The sequence below is a fragment of the Streptomyces sp. NPDC048269 genome (assembly GCF_040652395.1).
GTDB lineage: Bacteria > Actinomycetota > Actinomycetes > Streptomycetales > Streptomycetaceae > Streptomyces.
Genome location: NZ_JBEZLW010000003.1, coordinates 208,537 through 220,505 on the forward strand (window position 1 = coordinate 208,537; position 11,969 = coordinate 220,505).

Sequence of the window (11,969 nt, forward strand, 5' to 3'; positions counted from 1 at the left end):
CGCCAACTGGTTCCCACATGGCGCCGCTCTCACACCATGACGACAGCCGCGGGCCTTGACCATTCCCCGCGCGCTTTACCGACACCACTCGTGCACCCAGTCAGGCACAGCCATGCGCTGTCCCGTGGCGCCATTCGTGCTGCCCGGATGCCGATCGCCGACCGCTCAAGCAACCACACGACCGATCCGACGGGAGTCCCACCGTGGCTACGTTCCTTTCCAAACTGGGCCGCCTCGCCTTCAGGCGCCGGGGGGTGACCCTGCTGCTCTGGCTGCTGATATTCGGCGGCATGGGCTTTGCCGCCTCCTCCGCACCGGCGCCACCCGCCGAGACGTTCTCGATGCCCGGCACCGAGTCACAGGAGGCCTTCGACCTGCTGACGGAGAAGTTCCCGGACGCGAGCGCCGACGGTGCCAGTGCCCGGGTCGTCGTCCGGACCCCCGAGGGCCAGAAGATCACCAACCCCGAACAACGGGCGGAAGTCGGCCGCCTCGTCGCCGAGTTGGGCAGGTCCTCCCCGCAGGTGGTGGGTGCCGCCGACCCCTACGCGACCCCCGAGGTAAGCATCAGCAAGGACGGTATGACCGCCTACACGGTGGTGACGTACAAGGTCCCCGCGATGGAGGTCAGCGACGAGGCGCACGACGCGCTCGACGCAGCCATCGCGAAGGCCGACGGGGCGGGCCTGACCGTCGAGGCCGGCGGTGACGCCGTGAAGATCGACCAGGCGATGGGCGGCACCGGTGAGCAGATCGGCATCCTGGTCTCCGCGATCGTCCTCGTCCTGACCTTCGGCTCGATGATCGCGGCCGGAATGCCGCTGATTACCGCGCTGATCGGGGTCGGTATCGGAATCTCCGGCATCACGGCACTCGGTTCCACCCTCGGCCTGTCCGGCACCACTTCGACCCTCGCGATGATGATCGGCCTCGCGGTCGGCATCGACTACGCCCTGTTCATCGTGTCCCGGTTCCGTGCCGAGCGCGCCGAGGGGCGCAGCCCCGAAGAGGCCTCAGGCCGGGCCGTCGGCACCGCGGGTTCAGCGGTCGTCTTCGCGGGGCTGACGGTCATCGTGGCCCTCGCCGGACTGGCCGTCGTCAACGTCCCGATGCTCACCAAGATGGGCCTCGCCGCGGCCGGCACCGTCGCGGTCTCCGTGCTCGTCGCGATCACCCTGGTCCCCGCCCTGCTCGGCTTCGCGCCGGTCAAGGTGATGGCCCGCAAGGGGCGCCTGCAGTACGCCGTCAAGCCGCTGTCGGAGCGGGCGCAGCGCAAGGCCGCCAAGCGCGCCGCAAGGCTGAAGAAGAAGAGCAAGCCCAACCTCGGCTCTCGCTGGGCCAGCTGCGTCCTGCGCCACCCCGTGGCCGTGCTGCTCATCGGCGTCGTCGGCCTCGGCACGGTCGCCGTACCGGCCGCGAGCCTCGAACTAGGGCTGCCCGGCGAGGGCTCGATGTCGACGAAGACCACCCAGCGCAAGGCGTACGACATGCTCTCGGAGTCCTTCGGGCCCGGGTTCAACGGACCCCTGATGATCACCGTGCAGGCCGAGGACGCCAAGAAGGCGGCCGAGTCCGCGGGCATGGTCTTCGCCCGGAACCCCGGCGTGGCCTCGGTCTCCCCCGCCACCGGCAACGAGGCGGACGACACCGCGGTCATCAGCATCATCCCGAAGAGCGGCCCGACCGAGAAGGAGACCGAGGAGCTGGTCCGCGAACTCCGCGACACCGCCGGCGGCTTGGAGCGGAGCAACGCGTCCCAGATCCTGGTGACCGGCCAGACGGCGATGTTCATCGACTTCTCGCAGACCCTGGACGACGCGCTGCTGCCCTACTTGGGCCTGGTCGTCGGCCTCGCCTTCCTGCTCCTGATGGTGGTCTTCCGCTCCATCCTGGTCCCGCTCAAGGCGGCCCTGGGGTTCCTGCTCTCGGTGGCCGCGGCCCTCGGTGCCGTCGTGGCGGTCTTCCAGTGGGGCTGGCTCGCGGATGTCCTCGGCATCGAGCAGACCGGCCCGATCACGAGCACAATGCCGATCTTCATGATCGGCGTGGTCTTCGGCCTCGCGATGGACTACGAGGTCTTCCTGGTCAGCCGGATGCGTGAGTCGTACGTCCACGGAGCACGTCCCGCCGAGGCGGTCGTCGACGGCTTCCGCCACGGCGGCCGGGTCGTCGCCGCGGCCGCGGTCATCATGATGAGCGTCTTCTCCGGCTTCATCGTGGAGGACAACGACTTCATCAAGATGATCGGCTTCGCCCTCGCGATCGCCGTCTTCTTCGACGCCTTCATCGTCCGCATGGCGATCGTGCCGGCGCTCTTCGCGCTGCTCGGCGAGTCCGCCTGGTGGCTGCCGAAGTGGCTGGACCGGATCCTGCCCCGGGTGGATGTCGAGGGCGAGAAGCTCGACCGATCCGCACCGCGCTCTCGACGGGAGGGCACCCTCGCCGGCTGAGCGAGCTGCAAGATGGCGCCATGATGGCACCCCCGTACCGGTTTCCTGCTGGTGCGGGGGTGCCATTGCGTGAGCCCTATCTGTGCAGGTCGGGCGGGGTGGCGTGCGCCAGAAGGAAAATGTGGCGCCATGTGGGCTCGCTATGGCGCCACACATGTGCCATCATGGTGACGCAAGCACGGCACGGAACAAGTGCATTGCGCCAGACTTGCGCCACCCTGCGCCATGGCCGGCCCGCCGGCCACTCGATCCGTCCCCGGACTCCCCGAAGAGAAGGGCCCGCCCACCATGAACACCGCGACCCAGGTGTCCACCACCACGCGAGCAGCCGCGATCTCAGCGATCGGTCTGCGCAAGTCGTACGGCGACAAGGTGGTGCTCGACGGCATCGATCTGCGGATCCCCGAGGGCACGGTCTTCGCCCTGCTCGGCCCCAACGGCGCCGGCAAGACCACGACCGTGGAGATCCTCTCCACGCTGGTCACGGCCGACGGAGGCCAGGCGCGGATCGCGGGCCACGACGTGGCCACCGAGGCCGACGCGGTGCGCCACCAGATCGGCGTCACGGGACAGTTCGCCGCCGTCGACGGACTGCTCACCGCCGAGGAGAACCTGCTCCTCATGGCCGACCTGCACCACCTGAGCAAGCGCGAGGGCCGCCGCCGCGCCGCCGATCTCCTGGAGCGGTTCGAGCTGACCGAGGCGGCGCGCAAGAACGTCGCCACCTTCTCCGGCGGTATGCGCCGCAAGCTCGACCTGGCGATGACGCTGGTCGGCTCGCCGCGGATCATCTTCCTCGACGAGCCGACCACCGGCCTCGACCCGCGCAGCCGCCGCGTCATGTGGGATCTCATCCGGGACCTGGTCGCGGATCAGAGCGTGACCATCTTCCTCACCACGCAGTACCTGGAGGAAGCCGACCAACTCGCGGACCGCATCGCGGTGCTGGACCACGGCAAGCTGGTCGCCGAGGGCACCGCCGACGAGCTGAAGCGCAAGATCCCCGGCGGCCATGTCCGCCTCCGATTCGCCGACGAGACCCACCTCGCCACGGCGGCCGGGATCTTCTCGATCGCCACCCGCGACGACGAGTCGCTCACCCTGCAGATCCCCAGCGACGGCTCCCTCACCAATCTCCGCGCCATCCTCGACGTCCTCGACACCACCGGCGTGCAGGCCGAGTCGCTCACCGTGCACACGCCCGACCTCGACGACGTCTTCCTCACCCTCACCGGCCAGCAGAACGCCGCCGCCACCTCCGCGACCGCCCAGAAGGAGTCGAACCGATGAGCACCGTCACCATGTCCCCGGCCGCCAAGTCCGCCAAGCCGACCCGCTCGTACGCGCTGCGCGACTCCATGACGATGCTGCGCCGCAACCTCAAGCACATGCAGCGCTATCCGTCGATGACGGTCATGATCGTCATGATGCCGATCGTGATGCTGCTGCTCTTCGTGTACGTCTTCGGCGGCGCGCTGGGCACCGGCATCGGGGGCACTGGCCGCGGCGACTACACCAACTACGTGGTGCCCGGCATCATCCTGATGGCCGTGACCTCCGGCGCCATCACAACCGCCATCACCGTCTGCACCGACATGACGGAAGGCATCGTCAACCGCTTCCGTACGATGTCGATCTCGCGCGGATCCATTCTCACCGGCCATGTGTTCGGCAGCGTCATCCAGGCCGCGGTGATCCTCATCCTCATCATCGGAGCCTCCTTCGCGGTGGGCTTCCGCCCCGACGCCTCGCCCGTCGAGTGGATCGCCGCCATCGGTCTGCTCCTCTTCTTGTCTTTCGGCCTGAGCTGGATGACCGCCGCGATGGGCCTGGGTGCCAAGACCATCGAGGCCGCGTCCAACGCCCCGATGCCGCTGACCTTCCTGCCCTTCCTCGGCAGCGCGGTCGTCACCCCGGAGTCCATGCCGACCGTTCTGCGCTGGTTCGCCGAGTACCAGCCCTTCACCCCGATCAACGAGACCCTGCGCGGCCTGCTGCTCGGCACGCCGATCGGCAACGACGGCTGGATCGCGCTCGCCTGGTGCACCGCGCTCGCCCTGCTCGGCTACCTGCGCTCGCGCGCCGTCTTCAACCGCAAGGTCACTCGTTGACCGTCACGTGTTGAGCCAGCGAGACAGACAGGCGAAGGGGCGGCTCCCAGATTCCACCGGGAGCCGCCCCTCTTGCTGCCTCTTTCCCTCTCCGTCTTCGAGGACTCCTGGGAACAAGTCGAGGCATCCGGCGCATGGGGAGCTCCGTCGAAGCTGACGCCAGAACGAACGTCGGCGCTAATTGATCACCTGCTCCACGACCGCTCATGCCCTTCCGGACCGCGCGGACTTGAGCCCTTCAGGTACGGCTTCAGCTCCTCGGGCTCGGGATGACGAGGCACAGGCATCCCGAGCAGCTCCCGCAACGGGTACAAGGATCTTACGTAGGCCCGGGCCCAGTCCAGCCACTGCCGGGTGGAGACTGCTTCCGGGGCTGCCGAACCGTCCGACGCGGCCAGCCGGCGCTCCATTGCATCGCAGTACTGGCTCAGCGACCTCGCCTGATGCCAGTCATCCGCCTGCTCACGCAGGACAGTGGCGAGCTGGGCCTGAAGCGCCTGCTCCCGCGCCGAGTCCATCGCCGCCTGCCACCGGACCTTCCGGTCCGCCTCGGCCCGCTCCTCGTCGATCCGGCGTTGAGCGTCTTCCCGCGAGCGGACTTCCACCTCGCGCAGGACCGCGCCCAGAACGTCCTCCAGCCTCCACCGCTACCGGTCGGCCCACTTGCCCTGTCGGCCCGATCGACCGTACGAGAGCTCGACCATCAAACTCTGCGCCCGGTCCGGGTCCTCGGACAGCGGGAACTCCTGCTTGATGGTCACCGTGTACGTGAAGTCGCCGACGACCAGGTCCAGCTCGCCCTCACGCCGGGACGGACGAGAGGGGATGTACGTGCCGCCGTATCCATAGGCACGGCTGCGGTAGTTCTCGTCCATCGGGTGCTCGCGTACCCCGTAGCCGCGTTTCACCGCTTCCGTGCACAGGCCCTGGATCAGGCGCAGAGCCCTGCTCCGAAGCGTCGCGGGCACGGCGAGACGGCGCCGCTCTTCCGCGCGCCGACAAACCTGCAGGTCAGGCGCCCTTCGCGATCGGTTCAAGGATCGCGACGCACTCCACGTGGTGGGTCATCGGGAACAGGTCGAAGACGCGCAGCGTGCGGATCCTGTAGCCGTTCTCCTTGAAGTAGCCCAGGTCGCGGGCCAGCGCCGCCGGGTCGCAGGCCACGTAGGCGATGCGGCGGGCGGAGAGGCCTGCGACGTGGCGGACCGTCTGCTTGCCGGCGCCCGCGCGGGGCGGGTCCAGGACGACCAGGTCGCATTCGGTGATCCCGGTCTTCGGGAGGATCTGCTCGACCTTGCCCTGCTCGATCCGGACCCGGGGGAAGTCGGCCAGGTTGTGCCGGGCGTCCTCCACCGCGCGCTTCGTGGTCTCGATGCCGAGCACCGCGCCCGTGTCGCCGAGGCGTTCGGCGAGGGCGCCCGCGAAGATGCCGACGCCGCAGTAGAGGTCGAGGGCCATCTCGCCCTTGCGCGGCATCAGGCCCTGCATGACGGCCTTGATCAGGGTGTCGGCGGCCTGCGGGTGGACCTGCCAGAAGCCGCCCATGCCGACGCGGTACGTACGGCCGTCCGCGCGCTCCCGTACGAAGGGGCGGCCGTGCACCCGGTGGACGCCGCCGTCCTTCTCCTCGACCCGCAGGACCGAGACCGGCTTGTCCAGCTCCACCAGGGGAAGGCGGCCGCCCGGGCGCGGGGTGAGCACGACCTGGCGGTCGCCGGAGCCGGAGGCCGCGATGGCCTCGACGGTGGCCATCTGGGGCCAGTCCTGCTTCTCGATGCCCAGCTCGCTGACGCCGGGCGCCGCGATCATGCAGTGGTCGATCGGCTCGATGTCGTGCGAGCGGTGCTTGCGCAGGCCGACGGTGCCGTCCTCGTCGATGGCGAACTGCACGCGGGTGCGCCACTGCGGGACCTGCCCCGCGGGCAGCTTGTCGCCCTCGGCCGGCATGACGGTGCCGTCCCAGCCGGCTTCCTCCGGGGTGAGGCCCGCGAGCCGCTTCAGCTGCTCGGCGACGACCTCGCCCTTGAGCCGGCGCTGTGCACCGGGCTTCGCGTGCTGCCAGTCGCAGCCGCCGCACTTGCCGGGGCCGGCGTACGGGCAGGGCGCCTCGACGCGGTCCTTGGAGGCCTCCAGCACGGTGATCGCGTCGGCGCGGAGGAACCGGGAGTCGACATCGCCCTCGGTGACCTTCGCGACGACCTTCTCGCCGGGCAGGGTGTGACGGACGAACAGGACCCGGCCCTCGGCGGTCCGGGCGATGCAGTGGCCGCCGTGCGCGACGGGCCCGACCTCGACCTCGTACTCCTCCCCGACCAGTGACTGCTTCTCGTTCTGCTCGGCGCTCGTCATGGTGGGGAGACTCCAAAAAACTGAAAAAGGGGAACGGCCGGACGACCGACCCACCAGTTTACGTGGATCTCGTCCGGCCGTTCGCCAACCCTGTACGGCGCTGCTCCGCCGCCGTTACTTGGCCGCCTGGTCCTTCGGCCGCGCGGTGTCCACCGGGCCGCGGCGCACCGCTCCGGGGGCGTTCCACTCCTGGCGCTTCTTCGCCCGCTTCTTCGCGAGCTCCGAGGACTGCAGCTGGTAGGGCACCGAGGTGACCATGACTCCGGGGGTGAAGAGGAGCCGGCCCTTGAGCCGCAGCGCGCTCTGGTTGTGCAGCAGGTGCTCGTACCAGCGGCCCACGACGTACTCGGGGATGTACACGCTGACCGCGTCGCGCGGGTTCTCGGTGCGCAGTCCCTTCACGTACTCCACCACGGGCCGGGTGATCTCCCGGTACGGCGAGTCGAGGATCTTCAGCGGGACGTTGATCCCGCGCCGCTCCCACTCCGCCTTGAGCGCCTTGGTCTCGTCCGGGTCGACGTTGACGCTGAGCGCCTCCAGCCGGTTGGAGTGCAGCAGCTTGGCGTAGGCGAGGGCCCGCAGCGTGGGCTTGTGGAGCTTGGAGACCAGGACGACGGAGTGCACCCGCGAGGGCCGCACGTACTCGTCGGGGCGCTCCTCGGCGGCGGCGATCTCGGTGGCCACCCGGTCGTAGTGCTTGCGGATCGCCGTCATCGTGCCGTAGAAGATCACCATGCCGAGCAGGGCGACCCAGGCCCCGTGGGTGAACTTGGTGGCGAGGACGACGACCAGCACGAGGCCGGTGAAGAAGGCACCGAAGGCGTTGATCGCGCGGGAGCGGATCATGTGGCGGCGCTTGGCGGGGTCCTTCTCGGCCTTCAGGTGGCGGTTCCAGTGCCGGACCATGCCGGTCTGGCTGAGCGTGAAGGAGACGAACACGCCGACGATGTAGAGCTGGATCAGCTTCGTCGAGTCGGCTCCGTAGAGCCAGGTGAGCAGCGCGGCGGCGCCCGCGAGCAGCACGATGCCGTTGGAGAAGGCGAGCCGGTCGCCGCGGGTGTGCAGCTGGCGCGGCAGGTAGCGGTCCTGGGCGAGGATCGAGCCGAGCAGCGGGAAGCCGTTGTACGCGGTGTTCGCGGCGAGGAACAGCACGAGCGCGGTGGCGGCGGCCAGCAGGATGAAGAGGAACGAACCGTCGCCGAAGACCGCCTCGGCCACCTGGGAGATCACCGGGTTCTGGACGTATCCGGCGCCGACCGCCACACCGTCGTGGAGCAGGTCCTCGGCGGGGTTCTCGGCCATCTTGACGTCGGTGGCCATGGCGAGGCCGATGATGCCGCAGAACATGGTCACGGCCAGGGCGCCCATCAGGGCAAGCGTCGTCGCCGCGTTCTTGCTCTTGGGCTTGCGGAAGGCGGGCACGCCGTTGCTGATCGCCTCGACGCCGGTCAGAGCGGCACAGCCGGAGGAGAAGGCGCGCAGCAACAGGAAGACCAGGGCGAACCCGGCCAGTCCCGCGTGTTCCGCCTTGATCTCGAAATCGGCCGTCGGTGCCTTCATGTTCTCGTCGAGGACGATGCCGCGCCAGGCACCCCAGACGATCATGATGAATACGCCCGCGACGAAGACATAGGTCGGAATCGCGAAGAGCTTGCCGGATTCCTTCATGCCCCGCAGATTCATCAGCGTGAGCAGCACGATCATCCCGATGGCGCAGAGCACCTTGTGCTCGACCACGAAGGGGACGGCCGAGCCCAGGTTCTCCACGCCCGAGGCGATCGACACGGCGACGGTCAGGACGTAGTCGACGAGCAGGGCACTCGCGACGGTGAGACCGGCCTTGGGCCCGAGGTTGGTATTGGCGACCTCGTAGTCACCGCCGCCGCTGGGGTAGGCGTGGACGTTCTGCCGGTACGAGGCGACCACGGTGAACATCAGCACCACGACCGCCACGGCGATCCACGGGCTGAAGCGGTACGCCGACACGCCCGCGATCGACAGAACCAGCAGGACCTCACCCGGGGCATATGCCACGGAGGAGAGCGGGTCGGACGCGAAGACAGGGAGGGCGATCCGCTTGGGAAGGAGAGTTTCCCCGAGGCGGTCGCTGCGTAGCGCCCGGCCGATCAGGATCCGTTTGGGCACGTCGGTCAGTTTGGACACGCAGAGGATCGTAAGCGTTCGAAATCCGGCTGACGAACCCCCCACCCCTTCCCGCCGCGATTCACCACCGACTGCACACCAAGAGGTCACACTGGTGACCGCCCGTGTGTAGCTTGGGCCATGGTCTGAGACCCTGTTAAGCCAGAGCATGCAATAAGGCTGGGAACCAGCGAGCGCTGACAGCCGGAAGGACGGCCGTGCACATCGTCATCATGGGCTGCGGAAGAGTGGGCTCCGCCCTCGCGCAGACCTTGGAACAGCAGGGGCATACGGTCGCTGTCGTCGACCAGGACCCCACCGCATTCCGCCGGCTGGGAGCCGGATTCGGCGGCCGCCGTGTCACCGGGGTCGGATTCGACCAGGACACCCTGCGCGAGGCGGGGATCGAGGAGGCGGGAGCCTTCGCCGCGGTCAGCAGCGGTGACAATTCCAACATCATCGCCGCGCGCGTCGCCCGTGAGATGTTCGGCGTCGAGAACGTCGCCGCCCGCATCTACGACCCCAAGCGCGCCGAGGTCTACCAGCGCCTCGGCATCCCGACGGTCGCCACCGTGCGCTGGACCGCCGACCAGATGCTGCGCCGGCTGCTGCCCTCGGGCGCCGAGCCGCTGTGGCGCGACCCGAGCGGCGGCGTGCAGCTCGCCGAGGTGCACACCTCGGCCGCCTGGATCGGCCACAAGGTCAGCCAGCTGCAGGAGGAGACCGGCGTCCGCGTCGCCTTCCTCACCCGACTGGGCGAAGCCATGCTGCCCACGTCGGCGACGGTCCTGCAGGAGGGCGACCTCGTCCACGTGATGATGCGCACGGACGAGATCGACAAGGTCGAGGCGGCCTTCGCCGAGGGGCCTGAGGAGGCACACGCATGAGGGTCGCGATCGCCGGAGCGGGCGCGGTGGGCCGCTCCATCGCGGGCGAACTGCTCGAGAACGGCCACGAGGTGCTCCTGGTCGACAAGGCCCCGACCGCCATTTCGGTGGAACGGGTGCCGCAGGCCGAGTGGCTGCTGGCCGACGCCTGCGAGATCACCTCGCTGGACGAGGCGGCGCTCCAGCGCTGCAACGTGGTCATCGCGGCCACGGGTGACGACAAGGTCAACCTGGTCGTCTCCCTCCTGGCCAAGACCGAGTACGGGGTCCCGCGCGTGGTGGCCCGCGTCAACAACCCGAAGAACGAGTGGCTCTTCAACGAGTCCTGGGGCGTCGACGTCGCGGTCTCCACGCCGCGCCTGATGTCGGCCCTGGTCGAAGAGGCCGTCAGCGTCGGCGACCTGGTCCGGCTGCTGCGCTTCAGCCACGGCGACGCCAACCTCGTCGAGCTGACCCTGCCGGCCGACTCCTCGTTCGCGGGGACCCAGATCAGCGAGATCACCTGGCCCGAGGACACCTCGCTGGTCACCATCATCCGCGGCAACCGGGTCCTCACCCCGAACGCCGAGGAGACCCTGGAGCCCGGCGACGAACTCCTCTTCGTGGCCGCGCAGGCCCGCGAGGAACAACTGGAGGACCTCCTCCAGGCCCGCCGCTAGCCCTGCGGGCACGCTCGCACGACGAAGGGGGCGGGACGACCGACCGGTCGTCCCGCCCCCTTCGCACTGCCGCGGACTGCCCGGTACCGCCAGCGGTACCGCCAGACACCACCGGCCCGGACGGACCGGATGACCCGGACGGACCGGCGGACCGGCGGACCGGCGGACCGGCGGACCGGCGGACCGGCGGACGGAATCAGACGCCCGGTTCCTTCGTGGCCGCCTTCGCCGCCTTCGCCGCCTTCTCGGCGGCCTCCTCGGCCTCCCACTCCGCGATCACGTTGATCGGCGGGGGAGCCTTCGCGAGGAACACCCACGTGAAGTACACCGCGAGCACCATCGGCGGCAGCTTCAGCGCGATCAGCACCCAGCCCAGCTGCGTCGCGTCACCCCACCAGTACAGCGGGAAGAGGATCGCGTACTTGGCGAGGAAGATCAGCCCCCAGGCCAGGCTGGCCTTGGTGTACGCCTTCTTGCGGCCGGGGTTGCGGGTGCGCCAGGACAGGTTCTCCTTGAACACCGGTCCCAGGATCACGCCCAGCAGCGGGAAGCCCACCAGCGCCGAGAGCGTGAAGGCTACGCCCAGGCCGACGCCGTAGATCATGCCGGGCAGGTAGAAGCCCTTCGCGCTGCCCGTGAACAGGGCGAAGGCCACGCCCACGCCCACGCCGAACACCCCGCTGAAGGCGTGCTTGACCGTGTCCTTGCGCAGCAGCCGCACGATCACCAGAAGGACCGCGACCGCGCCCGCCGCGATGGCGGACAGCTTCACGTCCTTGTTGATCGTGTAGATCATGACGAAGAGCAGCCCGGGGAGCATCGTCTCCACGGTGCCCCGGATGCCGCCGAAGGCGTCGAAGAGCGCCGCCTGCGTCACCGCCTTCTGGTCCTCGGCGGGAGACGCGGCGGGGTCTGGGGGGGTCGGTTTGTCGAGTGACGTCACCGGTCAGTGCTCCTGTCCGAGCGGTCGGAGTTCGTACTTCGGGTTGAAGAGCACCCGACGGCCGTGGGCCATGGAGATGCGTCCGGAGGCGATCATGCGGCGACCGGGCTCGATTCCCACGATCGAGCGACGCCCGAGCCACACCACGTCCAGCGCGGCCGAGCCGTCGAACAGCTCCGCCTCCAGCGCGGGGACGCCCGCGCGCGGACGCAGGGTGACGGTACGCAGAGTCCCGGTCACCTTGACTATCTGGCGATCGTGGAGGTCGCAGATCCGCGTGCATCCCGCAGCTTCTGCGTCCTCCTGCAGCTCCGCCGAATGCAGCTCCTCCTGCGAGGTGGACAGCCGCTCTATCATCCGGCGGAACCGGCCCGCCGGCCTGGCAGGCTTCGCGGGCTTCTCGGGACGCGGTTCAGCACTCATACAGG

General features: G+C 69.1%; 11 protein-coding genes. 5 read left to right on the top strand and 6 right to left on the bottom strand.

Annotated elements, in window-relative coordinates; all coding sequences use genetic code 11:
• The first annotated feature begins 203 nt into the window (after positions 1 to 203).
• From AB0D48_RS04985 to AB0D48_RS04995, 3 genes are all read left to right on the top strand, one after another.
• Positions 204 to 2,450, top strand: coding sequence for an MMPL family transporter (locus AB0D48_RS04985; RefSeq protein ID WP_362390854.1), 2,247 nt, complete (start codon positions 204 to 206; stop codon positions 2,448 to 2,450).
• A gap of 288 nt (positions 2,451 to 2,738) precedes the next feature.
• Positions 2,739 to 3,740, top strand: coding sequence for an ATP-binding cassette domain-containing protein (locus AB0D48_RS04990; RefSeq protein WP_362390856.1), 1,002 nt, complete (start codon positions 2,739 to 2,741; stop codon positions 3,738 to 3,740).
• Positions 3,737 to 4,561, top strand: a complete 825-nt coding sequence (locus AB0D48_RS04995; protein ID WP_362390858.1) for an ABC transporter permease — start codon at positions 3,737 to 3,739, stop codon at positions 4,559 to 4,561. Before AB0D48_RS04990 ends, AB0D48_RS04995 begins: the two co-directional genes overlap by 4 nt.
• A gap of 185 nt (positions 4,562 to 4,746) precedes the next feature.
• Here AB0D48_RS04995 and AB0D48_RS05000 read toward each other — a convergent pair whose 3' ends face one another.
• The 4 genes from AB0D48_RS05000 to AB0D48_RS05015 all read right to left on the bottom strand — a co-directional run bounded on the left by AB0D48_RS05000 (position 4,747) and on the right by AB0D48_RS05015 (position 9,073).
• A complete protein-coding gene (locus tag AB0D48_RS05000) occupies positions 4,747 to 5,166 on the bottom strand; it encodes a hypothetical protein (RefSeq protein WP_362390860.1) in 420 nt (139 codons plus the stop codon).
• 42 nt (positions 5,167 to 5,208) lie between these two features.
• Positions 5,209 to 5,529 carry a hypothetical protein gene (locus tag AB0D48_RS05005; RefSeq protein ID WP_362390862.1) on the bottom strand — a complete coding sequence of 107 codons (321 nt, stop codon included), beginning with the start codon at positions 5,527 to 5,529 and terminating at the stop codon, positions 5,209 to 5,211.
• Between the two features lie 43 nt (positions 5,530 to 5,572).
• Complete coding sequence (locus AB0D48_RS05010; protein ID WP_362390864.1) at positions 5,573 to 6,910, bottom strand: class I SAM-dependent RNA methyltransferase; 1,338 nt, start codon at positions 6,908 to 6,910, stop codon at positions 5,573 to 5,575.
• 114 nt (positions 6,911 to 7,024) lie between these two features.
• Positions 7,025 to 9,073, bottom strand: a complete 2,049-nt coding sequence (locus tag AB0D48_RS05015) for an APC family permease (protein ID WP_362390866.1) — start codon at positions 9,071 to 9,073, stop codon at positions 7,025 to 7,027.
• Between the two features lie 197 nt (positions 9,074 to 9,270).
• On the opposite strand from AB0D48_RS05015, the gene AB0D48_RS05020 reads away from it, so the two are divergent.
• Together AB0D48_RS05020 and AB0D48_RS05025 are read left to right on the top strand one after the other, a co-directional pair.
• A complete protein-coding gene (locus tag AB0D48_RS05020) occupies positions 9,271 to 9,939 on the top strand; it encodes a TrkA family potassium uptake protein (RefSeq protein WP_266614489.1) in 669 nt (222 codons plus the stop codon).
• On the top strand, positions 9,936 to 10,598 hold the full coding sequence (locus AB0D48_RS05025; RefSeq protein ID WP_362390869.1) for a TrkA family potassium uptake protein: 663 nt from the start codon (positions 9,936 to 9,938) through the stop codon (positions 10,596 to 10,598). The genes AB0D48_RS05020 and AB0D48_RS05025 overlap by 4 nt, the downstream gene beginning before the upstream one ends.
• Positions 10,599 to 10,794: 196 nt before the next feature.
• Here the strand turns inward: AB0D48_RS05025 and AB0D48_RS05030 are convergent, their stop codons facing one another.
• Together AB0D48_RS05030 and AB0D48_RS05035 are read right to left on the bottom strand one after the other, a co-directional pair.
• Positions 10,795 to 11,541, bottom strand: coding sequence for a DUF3159 domain-containing protein (locus tag AB0D48_RS05030; protein ID WP_362390871.1), 747 nt, complete (start codon positions 11,539 to 11,541; stop codon positions 10,795 to 10,797).
• A gap of 3 nt (positions 11,542 to 11,544) precedes the next feature.
• Positions 11,545 to 11,964, bottom strand: a complete 420-nt coding sequence (locus AB0D48_RS05035; RefSeq protein WP_362390873.1) for an OB-fold nucleic acid binding domain-containing protein — start codon at positions 11,962 to 11,964, stop codon at positions 11,545 to 11,547.
• Positions 11,965 to 11,969: the final 5 nt, after the last annotated feature.